The sequence below is a fragment of the Parabacteroides sp. CH2-D42-20 genome, from assembly GCF_003670185.1.
Lineage (GTDB): Bacteria > Bacteroidota > Bacteroidia > Bacteroidales > Tannerellaceae > Parabacteroides > Parabacteroides distasonis.
On record NZ_RAYG01000007.1, the window covers coordinates 1 to 26076 of the forward strand.

Genomic DNA, 26076 nt, shown 5'->3' on the forward strand with positions numbered 1-26076 from the left:
AAACCAGACTTAAATCTATAGTATTTTTTTAATAAAAATGACACATTTATCACAAATCACCCCTTGAAACCAAGAATATCAACCCTTAAATGTACTAAAAATATATTGTTCCGTACGGACTTACAATAGTATCATCGTCTTTCTATCACATAAATAATTAACTATCAAATATTAGCAGTAAAAACACTTTAAATTGGTTACAACAAACAAATGTTAAATTTATTGAGATTCAAGGCTAGGCGAAAATGGCACTAGTATGGCTTCTATGAAAAAAACAGATAATATATTCAGAGACTGGATAATATGAAAAAACTTAGCCCCCCTTTATAAATAAAAGAAGAACCACATTATCTACAATCTTTCTACCAAGAAAGCGCCATAGACTTATTCCCACAAGGCTTGAAATCCAATAAGGCATTACCCGAAACAGAGTCTCTGATGACACTCTTCACCCATCACTCTAACACAAGCAAGTCTTCTGCTTAGAATAATACCGATTTATTTGGGGTTAGATCCTATCAAAACATTCAATATACAAACATAAGATAAACTGGATAAGGGCGGGCAAACCCCGCCCCTACCATGCTACCAAGATAATTTTATAAACTTATTCTCCCACGGAGCGAAACTCAACGGATTCCCCGAAACTGGGTCTCCTACGACATCACAAACCGTAGTTTTCACAAAATTAATTTTATCTGAAGCTACAGAGAAAGTAGCGGACTTCCCGCCTATCTCACGCAATTGAAGCATAACAGCGTTCTCGCCTTCTACAGGCCTCATGTTTACCAACAACAAGTTCTCCGGTACGATCTTGAAAATGGAAGCCGATCGGAGAGGCTCCACCTTTTTATCTCCAGCAGGCAAAACACGGGTCAAGAACGGAATTCGGTTTTCCCAAGCGAACTTAGTCGCATACTCAATGGAGTTGTCTTTCGAAGAGTTGATGAAGTAACTCCATTGCATCTCTCCCATTTGGTCCGCATTGAAATTGGTTACCCAATAGTTGTTCATCGGCCATGAATACATATTCGTGGACTGAGGTACAGCTCCGGCTTTATACCGCCCCGTATTGATCGCCCCAAATTGCATTAATGGTATTTCTTGGCTACCCATCACGACCTGTGACTCTCCATTACGAGCCGTAGCGAAGTTTTGCACCGTGTACCAATCGTTAGAGGAGCCCGGGATTTGGTCTACACCCGCCTCAATCGATCCGCCGGGTACATCCAAATGGATCTTACCGCCTTCAACCTCAAACGGGAAAGCGATATAAACCGCTTCCGGATCTGTTACCGCTTTTTTACGCAAGCGATAAACTACCTCGATTTTCTTTGTTACGTTAAATACACGGAATTCCACCATCAAATTATTCGGCTCACGTCCCGCTACAGTCTCTCCCCGAAAACGATATGTATCCCAAACATCGCCTTTCTCATATTTCTCGAAACGCATCTTCTCGGGACGACGGCGGAGGAATTGGGGAGCACGATATTGTTCCATCGGATGACGACTATCGATAATCTCATAAATAAACTCTCCCATCTCCCATTCCGCATCCGGCGTAACCAATTGTTTGTTCAAATCCTTATCATATAATTTACGAATCGTACCTTTACGGGTATTGAAGTCGATGGCATACCAAGGATTCTCCACATGTGTTTCTTTTAATTCCGTTGCGCCCTGTATTTCCGGACGTGGCGCATCCTTCACCTTTATATAATACTGTGCGTATCCCAAAGCCGGGACTTCTTTCACGTAAAAGTTCCAATAAGTACCATCGGAACGGCTTTCGCCAGCTTGTGCGGGAATTACGTTGCCAGCCGCATCCACGATCTCGAAAGCCTTGTCTTTCGGAAGAATCTGATGATCGACATAAGCTTTAGCGATACCACTATAACTCCAGTTGAGCGTATTGAATACAGCGATAGACGGAACGTCGCTTTTAGGCACGAATGATTGTAATATACCCATAGTAGCCTCTCCCAGCAAACCTGAATGGCGATAGGCTTCCCACGCATACGATTGTTTCAAGGAGCGTTGTTCCCAAGTTTCCAGTCCATAAGCGTTACGCACGCTCTCACTATGCCCGAAAGTATGCTCATCATAGAACAAAAGAGCTTTGTTGATGTCCTGAATCCGATCATTGATGTCTGTCGGCAATTGAGCGCCTAGCATTTTGGCGAATGACAATCCGGCTTGATTCGCAATAATATCCGAGTGAGTCACACGAGATATGGCGGCTTCACGGGCACCGGAAGCGAAACCATCCGTCCACCAATCCGGCCAAGCTCCACGAATAGTCTGAATATGATCCGCATATTGGCTCTCTACCGTCTTAAAAAACTCACTGGCTACCGCCGTGCGTAATTTCGGCCATTCATACTTCTCATTCCATTTCTGTAACATCTCACAACTCTTCGTGGATGGAGGCGCATTATCCGTAAGATATCCCGAATGCTGCACCGCTAATATATCATACGGATAATTTTTCGCTTCCATTTCACCTAAATAAGTTAAAACACGCTCCTCAAACTGGTCAAAGTTATCTGTATGAATCCCGAAAAAATTACCATAGTGATAATGCTCCGCACGATAAGTCAAGACCTTCTTCCCAGAAGGTGATTCCCACCAAAACACCGTAGGTTTATCAAAGCAGATCAACGCCCGATGGCCATGGGTTCCCATATTCACATATTTCACGCCGGCATCTGCGAAATACTCGCTGAAACACCAACCGATACCATTCACGTCGTCTTGCATCGCAACCTCGGCACGCATCCCATTTTCTCTAAATTGCTTGATCGGATAAAGGGAAGCGGCAAGTGTCTGCTCATCCGGTAATTCGTCAAAATTCAAGAACATCGTAGCTAATTCAATACGGCCCTCTTTTACCCGTTGCTTCAGGCGAGCGATCTGTTCCACAGGACGACATTTCAAATATTCGCTAACCGCCCAAGCGATCTCGCAAGTCCAACGGAACTTAGCGAAATCCGGATAATTATCCGTAGCGTCACAATAATCCAACGCATAATCAATGTATCGAAGCTGTTCTGCCAAGATTTCCATTTGGGAACGGGTATAACCGATATCCGTATGGGTGTGTTGCACCATATTCATCTGCCAATGTCGAATCGGTTTTACGGTCACCGTAGTTTCCTCTTTCTCTTTCCCACTTGTCAACGTCAACGGTAATTGGCGAGTCGTGCTAACCTCGGGTATCTCGATTCGGAATACATTATCCCCGGACACCAGTTTCTCTTTATGGCTTTGCTCGCCTAAACGGATCGTCACTGTAGAAGGTTCTCCTTCATGTTTTACGGAGATCTCGACCTTTTGGGTCAGTCCGTTTTTCGATTTATAAACCGCCGGTAATACACGGCTCTTGATATCCGATAATCCCGGAGACGCATGAACCGACAATGTCCCGATCAACAAAGCCAATCCTGCTGATAAATAAGTTCTTTTTTTCATCTTATCGTGTTTTTATTGATATAAGTCCTATATACAACATACATATTAATAATAGCATCAAGCCGGCTACCTGTCCGAACATATCGGCTATGCCTCCCATACAAGGCGTAATCAAAGCGCCTCCTGATACACCCATAATCATCAAGGCCGAGACCTCGTTCGATTGCTCCGGCCGATGTTCCAACGCAAAAGAGAACAGGATCGAAAACACATTCGAGCAAGCTAAGCCAACCAGTACGATCATAACGCCCATGCCCCACAAGCTATCCGAGATAAGCAATCCTACGAAAGCAAGGATAGCGATAAGCATGCTTCCCCTTAAGAAGGGTCGTGACGAGATCCTCGCCAGCAATATAGCCCCCAAGAAAGAGCCTCCGGTACGAGCGGCGAAATAAAGGCTACTCCCTAATCCAGCCTCTTGCAACGGCATGGATAACTTTTCCATCAATAGCTTAGGGATCGTCGTATTCAGACCGACATCGATCCCGACAATACACAGAATCCCCAAGAAAAGCATCCGTATCCTAGTATCTTTACATAAAGCTAACGTAGAGGCGAACGAGGCTTCTTGCTCCTCTCCTTCCTCTTTACCCGGAATAGTCGTTATCAACCAGATGATAGATAACAAGGTAGTCACCGAATAGACAATGAATATCAACTTCCAATCTCCCCAGAAAGAAGAAGTTACACCTGCGATAATCGGCCCTAAGAAGGAAGATACCGCCTTAATAAACTGCCCTAAAGTAAGCACGCTCGTTACTTTATCCGGATTTACCACCCGCGCTACCATCGGATTCAAGGACACTTGCAAGATCGTATTTCCAATTCCCAGCAAAGCGAACGCAAACAAGATACAAGCAAAGTCATAGAAGAATAGAGGTATCAGCATCGCCAAGGTTGTGATAGCCAAGGCTACGACTACCGTATTCCTACGCCCGTGCCGTCCCATCCAAATACCGGTAGGGACAGAGAACAGGGCGAACCAAAGAAAGACCATCATGGGCAATAGGTTCGCCAACGTATCGGACAAACCAAAGTCCATCTTCACATAATTCGTGGCAATTCCCACGACATCCACGAATCCCATCACGAAAAAGCCGAAAAGGATCGGGAATATAGCGGAGTTCGTACTTTTAGTTTTCATATCGATCTTTTGGTTGGTTACCCATTTCTAAAACTAAATGTCCACCTTGAACAATCTCCAAGAAAGGAATACGAGTATCCGTCAATGGTTTCCCGTTTAAGTCCATGGATTGCACGTAATCATTTTGCTTACTATTATTACGAGTCTCGATCACGAATTCCTTCCCTTTATAATAGCGGTCATTCAGCTGGATCGTAATCTTATCGAACAAAGGACTACCCAAAGCGAAAGAAGGCGCTTGATCCGTCAAGCCTTTCATATCGAATAAGCCTAAGGAAGAGATCACGTACCAAGCCCCGAGCTGGCCTTGATCCTCATCTTGTCCGTAGCCATAACCGTGGATGCCATCCGTACCATAGAACTCATTCAAGATCGCCCGCACCCATTTTTGCGTAAGCGAGGGACGACCAGCCTCGTTGAACATCCAAGAGATATGCAAACATGGTTGGTTTCCTTGGTTATACAAGGTCTGCAAACCGGCGAAAGCCCCTACTTCCGTGCCTCCGCTAAAGATTAATTTACGAGACACCGTGAAGATGCTATCCAACCGATGGTTAAACACGTCCGCACCAACTTTAGCGACCAAGCCTTTCGCATCGTGCGGTACATAGAATGTATATTGCCAAGCGTTACCTTCTTGGAATCCACGCCATACTTGCATCGGATTGAAGTCCTCGATAAACGTACCATCCTTCTTTTTAGGACGGACAAAATTACAGGAAGGGTCATAGACACGCTCCCAGCCTTTCGATAAGTCCATCAAACGGTTATAATCGTCCGTCTTACCCAGTTGCTTCGCCCATTGGGCCACGGCCCATGCGCTATAAGCATATTCCAAGGTATGGGAAGCGGAAAACATGAAAGCCTCGTCCGGCCCGGCCCCTTTATCCAAATGAGGTACATAACCATATTCCACGAAATAACGGGTATCGATCTTTCCCGCGCCCAACGGACGATTCTCCCCATCCAACTCATTCTTCAAGCAAGCCTCATAAGCCGTATTCACATCGAAATCCCGGATGCCACATTGATAAGCGCCAGCGATAATCGTACTTAATAAATTCGTACCAACCCCGGAGACATAACGGCTATTAGCGATTCCATCCGCCAGCCAGCCGGCGTCCTTGTACACCAACAAATGGCTACTTATATAATCCGAATAATATTCCGGATAGGCCAAAGCCCAAACCTGTGTCAGATTCCATTGCGCTCCCCAAGCGGCATCGGTATTGTATAAGTTATGTACCGGTTTCCCATCTTTCAAAGGGATTTGTCCTACCGAGCCATCATTTCTCGGATAAGCGCCATTCACATCGCTAGCCAATCCACGCCCCAATAAAGCGTGATACAAACCGGTATAGAATTTCACCTTATCCTCTCGCACTGGAGTCTCTACCCGGATACGTCCCAAATATTCTTCCCATGTTTGGCGAGATATTTCCCTTGCCTCGTCAAACGAAAGGGTAGCGGCCTCAGTCTCCCTATTTAACCGGGCATTCTCCACGGATGTATAGGAAAGACCTACTTTAGCGGTTACCGACTCTTGGTCTTGGGTACGGAAGGTCAGATAAAGTCCGGCCCCCACACCCGTCGCTTTTCGCTCATCCGGACGGATATCCGCTCCATTGAAAGCGCCATATCCAACGGGAGCCTTATCCAGCACCGCCGAGAAATACAAAGGAACCGATGCTCCGGGTTGATATTTTCTCACATATTCAGGCTCGGTAATCACCCAGCCCTCAATACGCCCGTCTTCCGTAAAAGTAATTTCCGCATCCCGCACGGCTCCGCTCTCTCCTTGGCGGTTTCCTATATCGAACAAGATACGGCTATCCTCTCCGGCCGGAAACGTATAACGCTGAATAGCGACACGAGGGGTAGCGGTAAGCTCCGCACGGATCGAGTAATCTTTCAGAAGGACGGAATAATAACCGGCCGTAGCGATCTCGTCCGCACGATCAAAACGAGAACGATATCCCATACCGGTCGAGTCGTCTACCGCCCCGGGTATCGTTTTCAATGAACCCGTCGTAGGCATCAAAACGATTCCGCCGATCTGGAACTCATGCAAGCAGGGGAAACCCTCGATCGATTGATCCCGATAATCGTAACCGGTAGCCTCCCAGCCGGATTTATTCCCGATATGCCCGTTCGTAGAAGGGGCCGGCTTGGCCATACCGAAAGGCATCGCTCCCGGGGTAAAATGAAACCAACGGCAATGCGCCGTGCCGATCCGAGGCTCTACATACTGGGCTAGCTCCTCTTGCTGGACCTTCTTGCCTTGTGTCACGCAGGATGTGAAAACCCCGCACAGGAACAAGAGGAAACAGACCGGCTTCATACTATACTTTCCCATAATTTATTTAGATAGATGGTTTAACGCAAAAACATAAGCACCCATAGCGATCGAGCGGTTGGCTCCTTGCTTGCTGAAGGTCACTCCTATCCGTTTACAAGGATCGTATCCTACCTTGCGACTCGTACCCGGAACCAGTACCTCGACAGCCTCTCCCCGGGCAAAAGCGGCGAAGCTCTTCTCGTCGTCCAAGTCATACACCTCCTTTTGCAAGCGCCCGAAACGAGTACCGTCCATCATCCCCGTCAGCGCGTTCATCTCCTTCAACAAGGCCGGCAAGATGTATTTAGCGGCACCGGACAAACCACCGCCTATCACGATAAGCCCATCGATCAAGGTAATGGCGGAAGCCAACGCGTCCCCAGCCATCTCACCCAACTCCTCGAATGCGGCGATAGCCGCTTCCCTATTACCCGGACGGATACCCTCGGCAATCTCAAAGATCTCTTTCGGAGTACGCGCTCCCATATCACCGGATCGTTCCGCATAGACACGCATCACCGCTCGTATGCTGACGCTCTCCTCTACGATATACTCCGGGTATTTCTTATTCCGCAGGCACCAGACATATCCTCCCGCCGCGTTATCACCCCGCAAGAGCTCTCCATCGATGATAACCCCGGCACCGAAACCTGTCCCTAGCGTGACACCTAGCAAGTTCTTATATTGTTTCACACTTCCCGCCTCCCGCAAACGGCGGTTGATCTCCGGGAGCACTCCCGTCAACGCCTCTCCGTAAGCGAACAGGCTTCCGTCGTTATTGATAAATACCGGTATCCCGAAGATATCCTCCAGAAACGGGCCTAACGCTACGCCACCCCGGAAAGAGGGGAAGTTGGGTAAATCGCCTATAATACCGGCTTGATAGTCTGCCGGACCGGGAAAAGCGAAACTGATAGCGACCGGAGTTTCCGGCAAGCCTGCTTGAATTGCCTTAAAACCCTCTACCAAATTGCCTAAACACTTATCTAAACAATCCGCACATGCCGGAAGAACTACCGGATCGGCTATCTCTTTTCCTCCTTGGATGGCAGAGAAAACAAAATTCGTTCCTCCCGCATCCAATGTCATTACTATTCTATTGTCATTTGTATACATCATATATTCCTTTTCTTTATTTACCCATGTTCCGCCAGTGCCACCGTGGTGGCACAGTTGTGCGATGCCTATGGCACGGTGATTATTGCCTAAATCGTACGTAAGCTTTTATAGTACCACAGTATTTACCTACGGACGATCCATACGGGCGGATCGTATATTCACCCACGCAAGCCGGAATGATAAAAGTCTCCGCGTAATGAACGATGAATGGTTCAAAAGCGTTTGTCGGACTCTCCACGATCAACTCATCTCCCTTGATTACATTTAGCACTTGCACCCCTCCATTCGTATTGTGAGGCACGATATCCGTGAACCAATGACGGCGGGTCTCGATGAACTCGTTCTCATGCAAGCCGGTCCGCTCCTCCCGCCAACCGTCTCCCTCGGCGATCATCTCCACTTGGTTGATCAAGTTATGACGGACAAACTCCGTTTGCCGCTCCCATTGGATCACTTTCGAGCCGTGGCCGATATTAATAGGTCGAGGCAGTCCGTCCAATCCCAAGCGGCCCCAGTCCCAAAGCTTAAAGGTAAAGATACTTGGGGTAGCGCTAATCTCCAGCACCATGGCACCGGCTCCCGAACAATGGACCGTTCCGGCGGGGATCAGATAATGATCATGGCGTTTGGCAGGCCATTTGTTGACATATTTCTCCGTATCGAAAGGCTTTCCGGTCTGTTGGGAGTCGTTTAGGGCAGCGATCATCTCGTCCGGGTTGACACCGGTTTTCAATCCCAGATAAACGGTAGCGTCCTCCTCGGCATCCAGCAGGTAGTAGCTCTCGTCCTGCGTATAATAAATCCCGAACGTATCCCGGATATATTGGGTGACCGGATGCACTTGCAAACTTAGGTTTCCTCCTCCCATCGTATCCAAGAAGTCGAAACGGATCGGGAAATCTTGTCCGAAACGAGCCTCGACCGGCCCGCCCAGCAAGTCTCTCGTCTTATAGAATACCAAGTCATTGGAAGGGATCTCAAACAGCTCTCCGGCAACTTTCAGGTATAAACTATTTTCCTCGGGCACGCAATCAAAACACCAGCCGAAGTTATCTTGCTTTTTATCCAGATCACAGACCTCTTTCATCCATTGGCCGCCCCAAGGAGCCGGATCAAAGAAAGGTACTACCCGGAACGGAGTATGCGCCGTTTTCTCTAACCCTTCTTTCAAGGTCTCCCCGGAAATCATCTTAGGTGTTCCGACGATATGGGTATCCAACCAATAATCGACCTTGGGAAGGACTTTCTTCTTCAGATTATCGCAAACAATCCAATCAATAAAATATCCTCGCTTATAATGGTACGACGGGGCTTCCTCCCGGTTTTCCACACCTAGCCCGTTCACCTCTTTTCTACGGGAACGCATCTGGATCTCCCAACGAGCCATGTCTGCGTAGATCAATTTGTCCGGAGCGGGAACGATCTCGGCGGCGGCATGGCCATAAACGATTGTCCAGCCTTTTCCATCACGCAAGGACTCCCGGCAGGCGTTCACCTTCTCCTCATCCAAGAAATCCGTATAAGAGAAATGAGCCCGGCGGCCAAACAACCGGTCATCCGTCAGATAAGGATAGGTCATCGCCTCTATATCTTCTGCCGATTTAAATAAATCTCGCGTATTGATAAAACGATCGGGCACGAGCGCTTGCAGTTCACGCATCAACTCCTCGTGATGAACCCCTTGGTAGCATTCCACCACCCAAACTTGTGATCCATTCGTTTCCGCATGTATCTCCGCCAATCGCTTCCGTATCGATTCCCAGCCTTTCCACAAGGTACCGTCTACAACGGTGGCCGGCATTTTATCATAATTACTTTTTCTCATCTCTTTTGATATTTAATATTGCACGCTTGTATTTAACTCTTATTTTTCTCTGCCCAATCCCTTAATAATTCAATCGCCTTAGATAACACTCCGGCCGACCCCTTGAAATTACCAGAGCCACTGGGGACACCGCCTTTGCCATACCATTCGTAGAATCCGTCATTTTGGATCACACGCTCGATCATCGGATGAATCTCCGCATAAGCCTCCTCAACCATTCCATTAACGACAAGCTGCTGGATCATCCGACCGCCAAACCAAGTCCAATCCCCGCCATTCTGATACAGATAAGCCTTTGACATTCCTCCATGGAAAAAACCATCCGGATACACGGGATATAAGGTAAGACCAATGCTTGGCATACCCGACAGGCGAACATTCTCAAGCATCTGGGCATTTACGGTACGTATCTCGTCTTTCGATAATAAGCCGGCCTCTATAGCGATAGCCGTCCCACCATGATAATGAATGGCAAGTTCATCAAAACCTTCCGGAATCGAAGATTTCTCCGGATAAATATGAGGAATGAACTTCTGGCGCTTTACATCCCATAGATGAGCCCGCACATTTCTCTCGATTCCCTCACGCAGACTTTTCCAACGGGAGGCTTGCGGAGAATCAGGAGCCATTTCCAACAAATAATCCAAGGCTATTATGAACATAGCGTTATCATATACATCGATAGCTGGATCCGACAAATCATTCATATCACATCCGAAATCGTCATTCGGCTGTACATCGCCCCAATCAGCGGTCATTGCTCCATAAAGCAATCCATATTTCTCATTATATCGTTCCCGCATCAGATAATCTACCATCGCGTTCATTCGCTCGAGAACGGTCTTCCCGGCAACTTTCTCATTCAATATCTCCCGATCACCCGTCTTACGAATGTATTTACCTACGATCTGAATCAAGGAAGACTCTTGGTCCGTCTCTACCGTATTCTTAAAAGCGACATGTTTCGGAGCGGCATTCGAATAATAAGGCGTATCATCATACCATGTAAAATCTTCTTTCAGCACATAACCATCGATCATCTCATCATTCGGCTGTTGAAGAGCGAAAAACAATAAAATAGCTTCCCGCAGTTCATGCGGATCGCTTTCCTCGCAAGCTACCTCAATAAACGTATTCATATCCCGTGCCCATATCTGCGAATAACCGCTCCCTGCGTTAAAGCCACTACGAATGGTCGCACGAGCCATACTATCCACCTTATGTAAAGCCGTGTCGGACAATATTTGATTGGCCAATCGCTGTTTCTCGGTCAATCCCGTACAGGATAAAAAAGATACAAATACAAAAGAAACTACAACTAGAATTTTATTCATGGCATTATGTTATGATTTATGTCGGCAAAATTATTTCAATAATCCAGAAAGAAATGCTACATTTGTTCCGATTTACTTGTACAATCTTATGATTTATAGATCATGGTCAAGATAAAAGAAGGATTTAAGGGAGAACGGCTCGTTTCTTTACCCGAGGAACTATTGGCAAGCTACCGGAGGGAACCGCTCATCAATAATTTATATGTACGCAAGATAGGTTTCTTCCCACGTGTTAAATATCATTTTCTCCAAAAAGAACATGGCTGTGACTACGCCATGCTTATTTATTGTACGGAGGGAAAAGGATGGTATCGTATCCTCGGTAAACAATATACCGTGGAGAAATACCAATATATCATCATCCCTCCCGGTATCCCCTACTCATTCGGGGCAGACGAGGGAGATCCATGGACTATTTACTGGTTACACTTCCAAGGGAAGCTTTGCGATCAATTCCTGCCGTCGCATCCGGTTCCGGTCACTATTTCGCCGAATGAATATTCCCGTTTACAAGATCGGTTACGGCTGTTTGAGGAGATATATAGCAGTTTCTCCATGGGATATATTAAAGAATATATGATTTATTCCTCCATGTGCCTTTACAATTTTCTGGCCTCTTTCATCTATCTGGAGCAATTCCGCCATATCATGATTCCCTCGCAAAAAGAATATCCGTTCACGGCACGGGTTATTCATTATATGCGTGAGAACATCCAGCAGAATCTTACCTTGAAGGAATTAGCGTCTTATTTCAAATATTCCCCTTCTCACTTCTCGGCTCTCTTCTTTGGCGAGACCGGGGTCTCGCCCATGAATTACTTCATACGCTTGAAAATACAGAAGGCTTGTGAATATATCGAGCTAACGAATATGAAGTTGAATGAGATCGCCACGCATCTGGGATTCGAGGATGCCGCCTACTTCTCGCGTACGTTTACGAAAGTTATGGGTTGCTCTCCTTCCGTTTATCGTAAAAAGGAGATGGAGATATAGAATTCGTTTGGATTTCTAGTATTTCTCATGAGAATAAAATATATTTGTACAATAGATATTTAAACGAACATAAAGTAAGTAGTTACTATGATAGACCTAACACAGTTCACCCCTTGGACTCTCTTTACGGATCTTGGATTCATTTCGATACTTCTATTGGTTGGCAAATTCATACGAGTCAAGGTAAAACTGATACAACAATTATTCATCCCACCCAGCTTGATCGCAGGCTTGCTAGGACTGGCGTTCGGACCTAATGGACTGGGGTGGATTCCGCTTTCCAATGACTTAGGTACTTATGCGGCTATCCTTATCGCCTTGGTGTTCGGCGCGTTGCCTTTATCTTCCCCGAACGTCTCCATGAAAGAAGTAGCGAAACGAGTCGGGCCGATGTGGGCGTACGCTCAGGTGGGTATGTTATTGCAATGGGCATTAGTAGGCTTGTTCGGATTGTACGTGATCAAGCTGATCTGGCCGGACCTGAATGACGCTTTCGGCATTATGCTGCCGACAGGCTTTTATGGCGGACACGGCACAGCCGCCGCTATCGGGTCCGCGTTCGAGGGATTGGGCTGGGACGAGGCACGCAGTTTAGGCATGACAACCGCTACCGTGGGGGTTATTTGCTCGATCATCGGAGGTTTACTGATGGTCAAATGGGCGGCCAAGCATAAACAAACCGCTTTTATCTCGGATTTCGACGATCTACCGGACGAGCTGAGAAGTGGGTTGCTGCCAGAGGATAAGCGGGATTCCATCGGAGAAGCTACGACTTCCTCCATATCCATCGATACGCTGACTTTCCATGTGGCTTTGGTATTTGTCGTGGCTTTTTTGGGATATATGGTTAGCCAAACCGTAAAGGTGTATTATCCGGTATTGGAGTTACCTGTTTTCAGTTGTGCCTTTATCATTGGATTAGTATTAAAGAAATTCTTCGACGCGACAACCATATCCAGATATATCTGCCCGCAGACGACCCAGAGGCTGAGCAGTTCCTTCACGGATATGCTGGTAGCTTGCGGTGTAGCGTCTATCAAGCTAGGGGTGATCGTAAAATATGCCTTGCCGCTTATCGTACTCATCATAGCGGGCGTGGCGATCGTCTGGTGCATAACATTCTTCTTAGGAAGAAGATTAGCCAAGACCTTTTGGTTCGAGCGCATGATTTTCGCTTGGGGATGGTGGACCGGCACGATGGCCATGGGCATCGCCTTGCTGCGGATCGTCGATCCGAAACTTTCCAGCAAAGCGATGGATGATTATGCGATGGCTTATCTGCCTATCGCTCCCATAGAGATCTTATTGATCACCTTCGTCCCCATCCTTTTCGTAAACGGATTGGGAGTTTGGTTGCTATTAGCCTGCTTGGTCCTTTCCCTACTGATCTTGCTACTGGCGTGGAAGATGGGATGGTGGATTACTCGCTCTTGATACTATTTACCGGGTTCTCGTTCGCCGCTTTCCAGTTCTGGAAACTCACGGTCAATAACGTGATTACGGTTACGATCAATAAGGCGATTAAGAATACCCACCAATGAAGCGGAGTCTTATAGGCGAAACCCTCGAGCCACATCCTCACGCCCTGCCAAGCGATCGGCGCCGCTATCACGAAGCAAATACCTACAATCCTCAGATAGGCCTTATTAAACATCAGCAGGATCTCCCCTACCGTAGCTCCATGTACCTTGCGGATACCTATTTCCTTACGGCGGTATTGAGTCTCGAACACCACTAAGCCAAATACCCCGACCAAAGAGATAATAATCGCCAGTAGACTAAAGACCGTAACCAGATCGCGCAGGTTCTCCTCTTTCCGGTAAAGATGATTAAAGATCTCATCATAGAACTCGATATTGAACGGATAGGAAGGGTCTAATTCTCTCATCGTCTCCTGGATGTGTCCTACTACGGCATGAATGTCCGATCCGGCTTTCAAGCGGATATAAGAGATTGGCAAAGAATAACCAAAGTTTCCGACCAAGAAAGCGATATTATCCTCTCCACCACGAAGCGAGGTGAATTTCACATCGTCGGAGAAACCGATAAGATGACCGGAAGAATAGCTATCGAACGCGTCACCCACTTGCATATCCAACCCCTCCATCGCCGTACGATTGAATATATAAGACACATGATCCGAAAGTTCGTCCGCCTTTGAGAAATCTCTCCCTTCTATAACCGGAATCCCCATCACCCGCAAGAAATTGGAAGATGCTATAATTATGAAATACTGAAAGTCCTTACCCTTATAATTACCGCCATTCGTGTTATACCCGTCCTTAGAGCCCACTTTCTCCATAGCGAAAGCTACATCCTCGATCCCCGGATTCTCTTTCAAGCGATTCACATATGTATCGTGATGCTTATTGTACATTGTCTCATTCAGCTCCACGATAGCTACCTGATCCTTATCGAATCCTAAAGAGAAATTCCGCATATAACTATTCTGGATTTGTACAAAGCAAGCCCCGATAATCAACACGATCGAAACAACGAACTGGACACAAATCAATGTCGTACGTAACTTACGCCCGGAAGGAGATAACCCGAAGCTGCCCTTCAGCACCAAGGCCGGAGGAAAAGAAGTTATATAATAAGCAGGATAAATACCCGCCAGCCAACCGATAACTAACGCTACGATGCCACACAAGAAAACGATCGGAAGATTTGAGACCAAACTCAAATCGGCCTCGATAAAAGGTAGCGCTTCCGCCCAATCCAATCCCCAAACGATAACGAGACTTACCAGCCATGCTATAAAACTAATAAGGGCTGCCTCTATCAATAAAGATCTGCGCAACAAAGTATCCGAACTACCCAATACCTTCTGCGTATTGATACTTTTGATTCGCAACGGAGTCAGAGAAGTGCTAAAGTTCGTGAAGTTAATAGCCGCGACAATGACGATCAGAAGGGCTATACCGAACAATAAGGCCGTGACTTCCTTGTTTCCGCTCCGGAATGTACCACCGTCTTGCGTCTCATTCATATAATAAATATCAGTCAGCGGAACGAGCCGGATCTGTTCTCCTTCATGGTAAATCTTCTTGAAATCAAAATGACGGTTGAAATTATCGGCAACCTCATCTGCCATGGCAGGATTATCAAGCAATAAATAACAAACCCAGTTACTTGAGCTAAAATTATTGATATTATAATCCGGATCGATCGCCGTATAGACCACGTTCCGAAGCTGCGTGTTCTCCGGGAAATCCTTATAAACCGCGCCAATCGTAAAGAGCTTAGCCGATTTAGTCCAGATATTTTCTTCCGCTCGCAACGTCTTACCAACCGCAGAGATATCTTCCCCAAACAACTTGTCAGCCAAGCTTCGGGGTACCATTACTTTCTCGGGATCTTTCAAGCAATCGATATCGCCTTCCACGATCGGGAACGCGAATATCTTCGGTAAACTAGCGTGGCAGGTTGTCACGATTTCCTTAAACCCAAACGGTTGCCCGTTTCTATCCACCGAGAGATAAACGCCATTCTGGCCAAAAGAAGGAGTCAACAATGTACCCGCCTCTATATGCGGGGAAGATTGGATGACAGCCTCCACAAAGGCACGGGGTAATATTGTCCCGAAAGTACCCGGAATGGTCAAGTCCACCCTAAAAATCCGCCCGGACGTAGGATGGCAACGGTCAAAAGTCCGCTCAAAATTAATCTGTATCAAAATCACGATAAAAGCGGCGAAAGCAACCGCAAGACCGGCTACGTTCAATGCGGTCGCCATTTTAAACCGCCTCAACACACTTAGAAAGTTTCGAATAATCGTTTTCATTTTATTATAGTTTCATTTATTATTCCGTTTTAATACTATCCACCGGATTCGCGTTCGCCGCACGCCAGTTTTGGAAAGTTACCGTAAACATCGTTATTAAGGAGACAATTAATAGAGCGAACGCAAATATCCACCAATAAATAGGAGTTTTATAAGCAAAACCCTCTAACCATTTCCGTACGCCATAATAAGCCAAAGGAGCCGCTATGATAAAGCAAACGCAGACAATACGGAAATAAATCTTATTGAACATAACCAAGATCTCATGGACCGTGGCCCCGAATACCTTACGAATACCGATCTCTTTCCGGCGATACTGGGTCTCGAATATAACGAGGCCGAATATACCGACAATAGAGATAATCACAGCCAACAGGCTAAACAATAAAATCATCGTACTTAAATTCCGTTCTTGATGATATAAATGATCGAAAATCTCATCATAAAATTCTACCTCACAAGGATATGTGGGATCTAAGTGGGCTACTGTCTTACGGATATGATCCACCACGCCCATGATATCGCTTCCCGCTTTCACACGAATAAAAGAATAAAGCATCAAACGAGGTTCATTAATAACAAAACCTAATTCGGAGACGCTTTGTCGCAAGGAAGTAAATTTAACATCATCTACAAATCCGATGACGGAACCATCGGCCGATTCCTCCTCAAGCCATGGAATCCGCATGATATCATTCGGTTCCATGTTCCATTTATCCCGCATTTGTCTATTGAATACATAACTATAGTTGTTACCTCTCTCATCAGACTCGGTAGGCATCCGCCCCCCAATCAATGGAATACCCATTACTTTGAAGAAATTCCAAGAAACAGAAAGAGACGTAAAATTAACACTCTGCTCTTTATATACACCTCCCCACGTACGATAGCTATCCTCCGATCCAAACTTCTGGGAACAGAACGCCACATCCTCTATTCCCGGATATTCTTTCAATCCACCCACGTAGCTATCCTTATGGTCATGCATAATATTCCGGTTCAGCTCGACAACTACTACCTGATCTTTGTCGAAACCCAAAGAATATTTTTGCATAAACCTATTTTGTTGACGAACGAACATGGCTGATATAATCAATACGATAGAAACGATAAACTGAAAACCGATCAATGCCGTACGCAACTTCTTCCCAGAGGAAGAAAGCCCGAAAGAGCCTTTCAATACTAATGCCGGAGGGAAAGAAGTCATATATAAAGATGGATAGATCCCCGCAATAAGACCTATTATAACAGATAATACAGCTAAGCCACCTACTAAACCGGGGTAAGCAGTCAATGTCGTATCCGCTTGCACAAAATACAGCCATCCCATATGTCCTAATCCCCAAACGATAAACAAAGAACAAAGGAAAGCAAGCAAACTAATACCCACGGCTTCAAATAACAGGGAAGCACGTAATATGCCAGCAGAACTCCCCAGAACTTTTTGCGTGTTGATACTCTTGATGCGCAAAGGCGCCAAAGAGGTACTAAAATTCGTGAAGTTGATACCCGCCACAATAATCACCAGAAAAGCGATCAGCATCAGTAACCGGGCTTTCTCCGCGCTACCGCTTTTCACTAAACTTCCGCTGGAATCCTCGTTCATATAATAAATATCGGTTAGGGGGACCAGCTCGGCATGTATATCTTTCGCCATATCCCCATATTGCTTCGAATAGTCAAAATGGACATCAAAATTCCCAGCCACTTCTTTCGGGGAAGCAGAAGGATCTAGCATCACGTAACAGAAATAGTTACTACTTATCCAATTCGTCAGCGCGTAATCCGGAGACATCTCCGTATAAATCACGTTCTTCAACTGTGTGTTTTCCGGGAAATCCTTATAAACACCTCCTACGACCAAATATTTCACGCCCGGTTTTGTCCAGATCCCACCATCGGGAACGATCTGCTTTCCAATTGCCGATTCCTTTCCAAATAACCGGTGAGCCATACTTTCCGGTATCAAGGCTTTTTCTGGTTCCGACAAGCAAGAAGATTCTCCTTCACGCATCGTAAACTGGAACATCTGGGTAATCTCCGGATGGCAAGTTATGATCGTCTCCTTGAAACCTTGCTTTCCCTCTTTTCTTGTAACAGTCACATACATCTCTCCTATATACGGATTGATTAACGTACCGGCCTCAATATGCGGGGAAGAGTGGATAAACGACTCTATCAACGGGCGGCAATGGATCATGCTCGCTCCATCCGGGAAAGAAAGTCCCATCCGATAAATCCGGGTCGAGTTCGGATGACAACGATCGAAGTTATGCTCAAAGCTTACTTGCATCATGATAATTAAAAACGCGGCGAAAGCGACCGCTAATCCCGCTACATTCAAAAAGGTAGCTACCTTGAAACGTATTAATACATTGATGAAATTGCGTATGATTGTTTTCATAACTTGCTCTATTTTATTGATACTAAAATCGACCCAAAAAGAGTATTCCTTAAATAAGATGGCTGATATTCATTCGTTTCAAGATATTCAAAGAAACCTTGTTCAACGCAATTGTCTCAACCTCTTCCGTACGGAAAAACTTACTTAAACCTTCGATCTTAATCATGGCTGTATTTGTTTTAATTTATTATACTCAAATCCATCTAATAATATTCAAATAACGTGCCAAACTACATATTAAACTAATACTCAATAAATTAATTCTCAATTCATAAAACAGAAGTGTCCAATAATTGGACACCATTGTACAATTATTGGACACATGCTTTTCTATGAAAGCAGCAATATGATTTTACAAAAATCTTCTATTCATTCTTAATACTATGTACTGGATTCTCATTCGCCGCACGCCAGTTCTGGAAAGTGACAGTCAATATCGTGATAACCGCTATGATAGCAAAAGCGATCAAATACACCCACCAATACATAGGAGTCTTATAAGCGAAATTCTCAAGCCATCGATGTACCACGTAACCGGCGATCGGCGCCCCCAAAACAAAACAAACACATAAGATTCGTATGTATGTCTTGTTAAACATCACGATAATCTCCTCGGTAGTAGAGCCTAATACCTTACGGATACCGATCTCTTTCTTCCGGTACTCACTATCGAATACGACCAAACCGAATACCCCTACCACCGAGATAAAGATCGCAATTAAACTAAATAAGGTAATCAATGAACTGAGGCTTCTCTCTTTCTCATAAAGTCCGTTCAATACCTCATCGAAGAAACGGACATTAAACGGATATTCCGGATCAAATGATTGAAGCGTAGTCTTGACATGTTGCATAGCCCCCCGTAAGTCAGAGCCGGCTTTTACCTTTATATAAGCGTAATTAGGTTGGTTTCCCCAATTATTAGTACCCCATACAAAAAAGGCCATAGGCGTTACCTCCGTACGGAAAGAGGCGAATTTAACATCCGGCATAAAACCGACAATCTCCATACTATCTATTAAAGATCCTATCTCCAGCCCATATTCTGTCCGGGCACGTTCGTTAAAGACAAACGTGCCATAACGTTTCGCCTTATCTTCCTCCCGGAAATCACGACCTTCCGATATTTTCACATTCATCACCTTCAAAAAAGAAGGTTCAACCGGTAGACATTGGAATTGTATATCCTTATCCCGGTATTTACGTCCCCATCCCATGTATTGGTCCTGACTAGAAAGGAGCATCTCCGCATATGTAACCTCTTCGATACCAGAGAAAGATTTCACTTGGCTGGCGAAGGCATCCCGACTTTTCCGGATATTGTTATTCATATTCGTAATAATTATCTCATCCTTATCATAACCGAGAGGGGTGTTTTGCATATAATAATTCTGCAAATACATGAATGTAGCACCAATAATTAATCCGAAAGAAGCTACATACTGCACTCCTATCAATGCATTTCGTAATTGACGTCCCTTCGGAGACAAGCCAAAACTACCTTTCAACACTAAAGCCGGTGGGAAAGAAGTCATATAATATGCTGGATATATACCGGCAAGAAGCCCGGTAGCTATTGAGATAAAAGCTGTAGCCAAAACCAATCCGATATGCATTGATAACGAAATATCGGCATTTATCAATGAGGCTATTTCCGTCTTCCCTGCAATATAAACTAATAGCAGTCCTAACAAATAAGAGATTATACTTATTAACACCGCTTCTAAAATCAAAGCAAAACGGATCACAGATTCTTTTCCCCCTAATACTTTTTGTGTATTAATACTCTTAATACGCATCGGGGTAAGTGCCGTACTGAAATTCGTGAAATTAATTCCGGCGATTATCACGATCACGATAGCTATGGCAAATAATATCATCAAAGTTTGCCTGCTGGCTTTCGGGGTCTGGTCATATTTTACATCAGTCGTATAATGAACATCAGGCAACGGATTAATACGGAAAGTCATTCCAGATCCCCCCCATGAGAAACTATTATCCTTTATTAGAGCTGGATCAAAATGTGCCTTGAAATTTTCAAATAGCCCCTCGACATTCTTCGGATTGTCCAAACGGATATAGAAAATATAATTCCAGTTTCCCCAGCTTTGGGCGTTTTCCTTCGGGTCCATCTTTTGATAAATACAATTCCGTACAGATGAATTCCGTGGATAATCCTTATACACTCCACCTACCGTTAGATGATCTCCATTCTCAAACTTCAATTGCTTGCCTACAGCCGATTGATTCCCAAAAAACTTCTGAGCCATGCTCTGCGGCAACAAAACAACGTTTGGCTCCTGTAACGCCTCCGGATTTCCTTCCTGAAATTTAAAGTCAAATACCTTCGTGAATTCAGGATAAACATTTATACATTGTTCCTTAAAAGTATTCCGTACACCATTCTCTTCTACAGAGAAAAACAAGTCCCCTCCCCAAGGATTCGCCAAGGTCCCAGCTACGATATGAGGCGAGGATTGGATAAAAGCATCGGCCAGCGGACGGCAAATAACTGCCTGCCCACCATCCTCAAACATAGCTTCTACCCGAAATATAGATTCCGTATCCGTATATCCTCGGTCAAAATTCTGATCATACTCGACTTGCATCATAATCAAGATGAAAGCAGAAAAAGCCACAGATAGTCCTAATACATTTAAAAGTGTCGCCATCTTGAAACGGCACAATACACTCAAGAGATTCCTCAAAATAGTTTTCATACGTAATTTTATATTACCTGTTATATTATTCGTTCTTAATGCTACGGACCGGATTCTCATTGGCGATATTCCAAGATTTCAGGATCACGCATCCCCAAATGATCGCTAGAACCAGTAGAGCCGTAGATATGAAAATAAAAACAGTCAGCGGTATCTTATCCGCGAATTGCCTCAACCAGCTCTCTCCTACGACTCGTGAGGCGATCACTCCTAAAAGGATAGCAGGGAAAGCCGTGACCAAAACGTCCTTAGATAAAAGACGTAAAATATTCGGGGCCGTCGCTCCATTCACCTTGCGAATCGCTATCTCCTTGCTCCTACGGTGCATCTCGTCCGTAATATATCCTAATAATCCCATTAAGGTGATCAGCAAGATAGCGATCGAGGCAACAAAGACACCGTCACGGAAATGACGGGTTCCCTCATACTGAGACTCTATAATCGTTTTCAGCACCGTAAAACCGACATCCTCATCCGGGAATAGTTCCGCAATCCGATCATTCATTTCCCGCAAATATTCCGGAGTTAGCTCGGAGACACGAACCGTAAAGTTACAATAACTCATCCGGTCACTACCAAACATGATGACCGGTAACTGGGGAGTGAAGAAGGAATTCACCATGAAATCACGGGTTACACCCACTATTTTTCCCTTTAAATTGCCCTCATCATCATAAATATATTTACCGATCGCACCATCCGTCCACCCACGCTTACTCACGAATGACTCATTCACTAAGATATCCCCGTCACCTTTTAGTGGTTGCCCCTCAAGCAAGGGGATTTTCATCAGAGAGAGATAATCGGCGTTATAGTTTACCTGCCGGGCCGTAAACAGCCAGTTTTTCTCATTATCCAGAATAGGGAAACCACCATAACCACTTAGAATGTCCATTGACGAAAGCCCCGTAGCCATGACATAAGGTAACTTCTTGAACTCGGCGGTAAGTTTGGCCGTTTTCGGATCATCCATATTATTCAAGGGGGCATACACTATATTTTCCGGATCATATCCTAAATCATTATTCATTAGCCGATCATATTGCAATAACACGATCACCAATAATGTAATGACAAACGCTATTCCCCCAAACTGGATAAAGAGCAAACTCCGCTTCCATCCCTGCTTACTCGAAGTAGATACCCGGAATACTTGGGTAACCGGGATAACGCTGAACAAACGGGCCGGTAGCAAGGCGGACAAAATGAATATAGCCAAGATCATGATCGCAGGAAGCCATATAGTCTGCGCATTCAATAAAGTGCCCAAAGTAGGAACAGCCGCCATATCCGCTACATATTCCCGGAAAGCGAATAAAAGCAATGCCATACATACAAGAGCCACAACAAATAAAGCCGCCGTCTCAAACAAGAACATATTGAAAATGTCCTTACTGGAAGCTCCATTACATTTGTGTACTCCTACGGATCTCGCCCGGATCGGCAGAGAAGATACCGAGTTCAAGATATAATTCATCGCCGCCACGAATAACAAAGCGAAAGCCAGTACGCTCATGATCACCACCATCCGCTTCACCTCGGTACTTTGCGTATATATCTCCGAGACCGGCTTGATATAAAGCTCCATCTCAAAACCTTGTTTCCTCTCCCTTTCTACATCTATATATTTAGGCAATAAAGCCGGTATTTTCTGATTGATTTGTTTCGGGAACACACCCGGTTTCAGGCGGATATAGCCCAGATAACTATCGTCGGCACCCCAACCGGCATAGGCACCGAACTGGGTTTTCATATTAATGAAAGAAGCGACAGCGTCAAAACGTAAATGACTATTTTCCGGTATGTCACGGAATATCCCGGCCACCGTATAAGGATAGTTTTTTCCGTACAGCAGTTGTTTCCCGATCGGATCTTCCTTGCCAAATATACGTTCAGCCATTTTTTCCGATAAGAAAACTTGATCTTCGATTCCCAACAAACGGTCATCCCCCCTTAGCACCTTGATTCCCATCGTACGGAAAAAGAGGGAATCCGCCATCATCAAATGAGGCTTGAACCGATCCTCACCATGATACAATACGGCCCCGTACCTTCTCCGGCAAACCGTCGCGTACTGTATCTCGGGGAACTCTTGCCGCAAAGCCTCCGGGATCGGGGCAAATAGGATACGAGACTCATCTTCCTCTCCCGTTTTATCATCATTGTATCGCACATGCACGCTATACAAATCTTCCACTTGGTCAAAAAATGTATCGAAGCTCAATTCAAAAGCGACCCTAGCGAACAGGATCAATCCCACTCCAAGTCCTAGTGTCAAGGACAGAACCTTGATCACATTTCCCCCTCGGCCTCGAAGTAAATAACGGATTGTATAATATAGCTGTCTCATCGATTTGTATTTAAGTTAAATTGAAAGCTAACCGACCTTCACAGGCCAATTAGCTTATAAAAAACTCTTGTGTGTATGTGTTTATGTCATGTTGACTAAATAAATTCACTAACGGAAGAAACAACGCTACCGTCGAATAAATTGATCACACGGTGAGCGAAACCCGCGTCGTGCTTGGAGTGCGTCACCATTACGATCGTCGTTCCCTCCTTATTCAGCTCGGTGAGCAGCTGCATAACCTCGGCACCATTCTTGGAATCCAAGTTACCCGTTGGCTCATCGGCTAAGATTATCTTTGGGTTGGAAACTACCGCACGGGCAATCGCCACACGCTGCTGCTGACCTCCGGAGAGTTGCTGAGGGAAGTGAGCCGCACGGTGGCTGATATTCATTCGTTTCAAGATATCCGTTACCATCTGTTTACGCTCCGACGCCTTGATCTTTAGATAAGTCAACGGCAGCTCCACGTTCTCAAAAACGTTCAACTCGTCTATCAAGTTGAAGCTCTGGAACACGAAACCGATGTTTCCCTTACGGACCTGCGTACGCTCTTTCTCTTTCAAGTGTCCTACCTCTTGGTCGCCCAAGTAATAATTTCCCTCGGAAGGGTTATCCAGCAAACCCAGAATATTCAACAACGTAGACTTACCGCAACCGGAAGGTCCCATGACAGCGACGAACTCGCCATCTTTTACCTCCAAAGAAACCTTATTCAACGCAATTGTCTCAACCTCTTCCGTACGGAAAAACTTACTTAAACCTTCGATCTTAATCATGACTGTATTTGTTTTAATTGTTATCTAACTGTTTAATTTACCATATCTAATTCAAATAGTGTGCCAAACTAACTAAATATTTAATTATCAAACAAGTAGTATTTTACTTTCCAAAACAGACTGTCCAATTATTTGACAGTGGTGTACAAAATTTAGACACTACTGTCCAATATCTTGACATAAAGAAACACCTCCCAGCTTCACAGATGAGAGGTGCTATTGTTGACTTATCTACATAGTAAAACCTACATGTCACTACTTGATCTTATCTCTATATCTTTTTCCTCCGGCATGTCGAAGTTCTCAATGACTGTCAAGAGAAGCTCCTCTTCATCAACATTTATAGAATAAGAAACTGTATTTTTACCCTTCGAGAAACGGATAAACCAACTAACCACCCCATCGTTCTCATTCTCGATCACTTGATAAGCCTCTTCCTTGTCCCGCTCAAAAGCGGATTTAATTTCTTGTTGTAATGCGGCGTGGCCCTCCACGACGAAAGAAGAGACTATCTTATATACCTTTTTAGTTTTCGGATCTTTATTCGTTACTACGCTTTTATCGATCGTCTTATCCGCTTTACATTTCTGCACGACAGCCTCCAAATTCTTCTGTGCCCATAACTCTGTACTGAAACTTCCCACCAAAAGGCATAATACCACCCAAAAACATTTACTTGCTTTCATAACTTCTTTTGTTTATTAGTTAATTTACTATTTATCCAATTCCAAGATCTTATAAACCTCCTTACGTACCTGAGTATCCGGAATATTCCTCAGTAGAGTCTCCCGTTTCTTCTCGAACCGCTTATTCATCCTTTCCGGCAAATAAGCTATTTCATCCGCATTTCTTAAGAGCTGATCCGCATTCTTCTCCATCGCTTCCGCCGCTCGGGATATGACCTCCAATTCGGGTTGTATCTTCTTTATATCTGTCATTACGACACCATTGCGCACGATGTAGCTTCCCTCATAAGGGTTAAAAGAAGCATTTTGATTCATAAAGACCGTATTCACCAAAAACAACAAAAGAGAAGCCGCCACGCAAACTGCGATTGCCCATCCTATTTTTCGTTTATAAGAAATTTCCTTAGCGGGTAGCCTCAATTCCGGAGTCTCGCTAAAATCCAAGGCAATGCCACTCTCGAAGTATCCGAATACCTCCCGATAACGTTCCAGATGGGCGGGAATATCCGGACGGGCGAAGAACTCATACAACACTCGCTCCTCCTCGTTCGAGGTCTGGCCCTCGAAGAAGCGGTCTAATAAATCCTCTATAGACTTGTATTCCTCTGTTTTCATAACGTCTGCATTTTAAAGAATTGCTCTCTCACCCGTTTACGGGCACGGGAAAGATTCATACGTACCGCCTCGGGGGTACTTCCAGTCAACCCGGCGATTTCCTCTACCTCGAAACCATCCACGTGTTTCATGCGAAGAATGGTCTGTTGAAGTCCCGGTAGTTTATTGATAAGCCGCATTACATGCTCCAAACTGTCTTTTTGTTCCAGCTGGGTATAAGGCGTGGAGGCATCGCAGATAAAGAATTGTTCGCCCGCCTCACCTTCCGTGCGTTCACGAACTTTCATCCGATTCAGGCAAAGGTGCTTTGTGATTTGTACAGACAAGGCCATTACATTATTATAATAGTCTAACTCGCCACGCATATACCACAGTTTCAAAAAGACTTCCTGCATGATATCCTCGGCATCCTCCGGGTTATCCAGCAGCCTTCTCGCGTAAAGGAATAGTTTCTCCCGCAAAGGCAATATCTCTTTTTTAAACTGTTCTTGTTCCATTCTATCTTAATGAC

16 protein-coding genes and 1 pseudogene are annotated in these 26076 nt (G+C 45.0%); 2 read left to right on the top strand and 15 right to left on the bottom strand.

Translation table 11 applies throughout. The annotated features are described in order from the left end of the window. Window positions 1-585: 585 nt before the first annotated feature. From D7V92_RS05760 to D7V92_RS05785, 6 genes are all read right to left on the bottom strand, one after another. Window positions 586-3474: a hypothetical protein gene (locus tag D7V92_RS05760; RefSeq protein ID WP_008774287.1), complete on the bottom strand. Its 2889-nt coding sequence runs from the start codon at window positions 3472-3474 to the stop codon at window positions 586-588. Between the two features lies 1 nt (window position 3475). Continuing rightward, entirely contained in the window at window positions 3476-4618 is a 1143-nt protein-coding gene (locus D7V92_RS05765) for a sugar MFS transporter (RefSeq protein ID WP_008774286.1), read from the bottom strand. Continuing rightward, entirely contained in the window at window positions 4608-6974 is a 2367-nt protein-coding gene (locus D7V92_RS05770; RefSeq protein WP_008774285.1) for a GH92 family glycosyl hydrolase, read from the bottom strand. Before D7V92_RS05770 ends, D7V92_RS05765 begins: the two co-directional genes overlap by 11 nt. A gap of 3 nt (window positions 6975-6977) precedes the next feature. Then, the gene (locus D7V92_RS05775) at window positions 6978-8075 is read right to left on the bottom strand and encodes an ROK family protein (RefSeq protein ID WP_008774284.1); all 1098 of its coding nucleotides are present in this window, start codon (window positions 8073-8075) and stop codon (window positions 6978-6980) included. 79 nt (window positions 8076-8154) lie between these two features. Next, complete coding sequence (locus tag D7V92_RS05780; protein WP_121772487.1) at window positions 8155-9900, bottom strand: class I mannose-6-phosphate isomerase; 1746 nt, start codon at window positions 9898-9900, stop codon at window positions 8155-8157. A gap of 32 nt (window positions 9901-9932) precedes the next feature. Then, window positions 9933-11234 (bottom strand): hypothetical protein, encoded by a 1302-nt coding sequence (locus D7V92_RS05785; RefSeq protein ID WP_008774282.1) that lies wholly within the window; start codon window positions 11232-11234, stop codon window positions 9933-9935. 102 nt (window positions 11235-11336) lie between these two features. Between D7V92_RS05785 and D7V92_RS05790 the strand changes: the two genes are divergently transcribed. Then, the gene (locus D7V92_RS05790; protein ID WP_008774281.1) at window positions 11337-12227 is read left to right on the top strand and encodes an AraC family transcriptional regulator; all 891 of its coding nucleotides are present in this window, start codon (window positions 11337-11339) and stop codon (window positions 12225-12227) included. Window positions 12228-12314: 87 nt separating this feature from the next. Beyond that, window positions 12315-13661 carry a sodium/glutamate symporter gene (locus D7V92_RS05795; protein WP_005858025.1) on the top strand — a complete coding sequence of 449 codons (1347 nt, stop codon included), beginning with the start codon at window positions 12315-12317 and terminating at the stop codon, window positions 13659-13661. On the opposite strand, the gene D7V92_RS05800 is transcribed toward D7V92_RS05795, so the two are convergent. The 9 genes and pseudogenes from D7V92_RS05800 to D7V92_RS05840 form a co-directional block, all read right to left on the bottom strand. After that, window positions 13648-16014, bottom strand: coding sequence for an ABC transporter permease (locus tag D7V92_RS05800; protein WP_121772488.1), 2367 nt, complete (start codon window positions 16012-16014; stop codon window positions 13648-13650). The genes D7V92_RS05795 and D7V92_RS05800 overlap by 14 nt on opposite strands. A gap of 19 nt (window positions 16015-16033) precedes the next feature. Next, window positions 16034-18418: an ABC transporter permease gene (locus tag D7V92_RS05805; RefSeq protein WP_121772489.1), complete on the bottom strand. Its 2385-nt coding sequence runs from the start codon at window positions 18416-18418 to the stop codon at window positions 16034-16036. Window positions 18419-18500: 82 nt separating this feature from the next. After that, window positions 18501-18584: pseudogene (locus D7V92_RS22195) on the bottom strand (ABC transporter ATP-binding protein); the annotation flags it as partial. Between the two features lie 199 nt (window positions 18585-18783). Continuing rightward, window positions 18784-21138 carry an ABC transporter permease gene (locus D7V92_RS05810; protein WP_121772490.1) on the bottom strand — a complete coding sequence of 785 codons (2355 nt, stop codon included), beginning with the start codon at window positions 21136-21138 and terminating at the stop codon, window positions 18784-18786. Between the two features lie 25 nt (window positions 21139-21163). Next, window positions 21164-23488: an FtsX-like permease family protein gene (locus D7V92_RS05815; protein WP_121772491.1), complete on the bottom strand. Its 2325-nt coding sequence runs from the start codon at window positions 23486-23488 to the stop codon at window positions 21164-21166. A gap of 95 nt (window positions 23489-23583) precedes the next feature. Next, on the bottom strand, window positions 23584-24264 hold the full coding sequence (locus D7V92_RS05820) for an ABC transporter ATP-binding protein (protein ID WP_005858035.1): 681 nt from the start codon (window positions 24262-24264) through the stop codon (window positions 23584-23586). 245 nt (window positions 24265-24509) lie between these two features. Further along, on the bottom strand, window positions 24510-24950 hold the full coding sequence (locus D7V92_RS05830; protein WP_005858037.1) for a DUF5024 domain-containing protein: 441 nt from the start codon (window positions 24948-24950) through the stop codon (window positions 24510-24512). Window positions 24951-24977: 27 nt separating this feature from the next. Then, entirely contained in the window at window positions 24978-25565 is a 588-nt protein-coding gene (locus tag D7V92_RS05835; RefSeq protein WP_005858039.1) for a hypothetical protein, read from the bottom strand. After that, on the bottom strand, window positions 25562-26062 hold the full coding sequence (locus D7V92_RS05840) for an RNA polymerase sigma factor (protein ID WP_008774275.1): 501 nt from the start codon (window positions 26060-26062) through the stop codon (window positions 25562-25564). The genes D7V92_RS05835 and D7V92_RS05840 overlap by 4 nt, the downstream gene beginning before the upstream one ends. Window positions 26063-26076: the final 14 nt, after the last annotated feature.

Coding starts and splice junctions, on each gene's coding strand:
- D7V92_RS05760 (WP_008774287.1), bottom strand. CDS start 3,474: ATGAAAAAAAGAACTTATTTATCAGCAGGATTGGCTTTGTTGATCGGG.
- D7V92_RS05765 (WP_008774286.1), bottom strand. CDS start 4,618: ATGAAAACTAAAAGTACGAACTCCGCTATATTCCCGATCCTTTTCGGC.
- D7V92_RS05770 (WP_008774285.1), bottom strand. CDS start 6,974: ATGGGAAAGTATAGTATGAAGCCGGTCTGTTTCCTCTTGTTCCTGTGC.
- D7V92_RS05775 (WP_008774284.1), bottom strand. CDS start 8,075: ATGATGTATACAAATGACAATAGAATAGTAATGACATTGGATGCGGGA.
- D7V92_RS05780 (WP_121772487.1), bottom strand. CDS start 9,900: ATGAGAAAAAGTAATTATGATAAAATGCCGGCCACCGTTGTAGACGGT.
- D7V92_RS05785 (WP_008774282.1), bottom strand. CDS start 11,234: ATGAATAAAATTCTAGTTGTAGTTTCTTTTGTATTTGTATCTTTTTTA.
- D7V92_RS05790 (WP_008774281.1), top strand. CDS start 11,337: ATGGTCAAGATAAAAGAAGGATTTAAGGGAGAACGGCTCGTTTCTTTA.
- D7V92_RS05795 (WP_005858025.1), top strand. CDS start 12,315: ATGATAGACCTAACACAGTTCACCCCTTGGACTCTCTTTACGGATCTT.
- D7V92_RS05800 (WP_121772488.1), bottom strand. CDS start 16,014: ATGAAAACGATTATTCGAAACTTTCTAAGTGTGTTGAGGCGGTTTAAA.
- D7V92_RS05805 (WP_121772489.1), bottom strand. CDS start 18,418: ATGAAAACAATCATACGCAATTTCATCAATGTATTAATACGTTTCAAG.
- D7V92_RS05810 (WP_121772490.1), bottom strand. CDS start 21,138: ATGAAAACTATTTTGAGGAATCTCTTGAGTGTATTGTGCCGTTTCAAG.
- D7V92_RS05815 (WP_121772491.1), bottom strand. CDS start 23,488: ATGAGACAGCTATATTATACAATCCGTTATTTACTTCGAGGCCGAGGG.
- D7V92_RS05820 (WP_005858035.1), bottom strand. CDS start 24,264: ATGATTAAGATCGAAGGTTTAAGTAAGTTTTTCCGTACGGAAGAGGTT.
- D7V92_RS05830 (WP_005858037.1), bottom strand. CDS start 24,950: ATGAAAGCAAGTAAATGTTTTTGGGTGGTATTATGCCTTTTGGTGGGA.
- D7V92_RS05835 (WP_005858039.1), bottom strand. CDS start 25,565: ATGAAAACAGAGGAATACAAGTCTATAGAGGATTTATTAGACCGCTTC.
- D7V92_RS05840 (WP_008774275.1), bottom strand. CDS start 26,062: ATGGAACAAGAACAGTTTAAAAAAGAGATATTGCCTTTGCGGGAGAAA.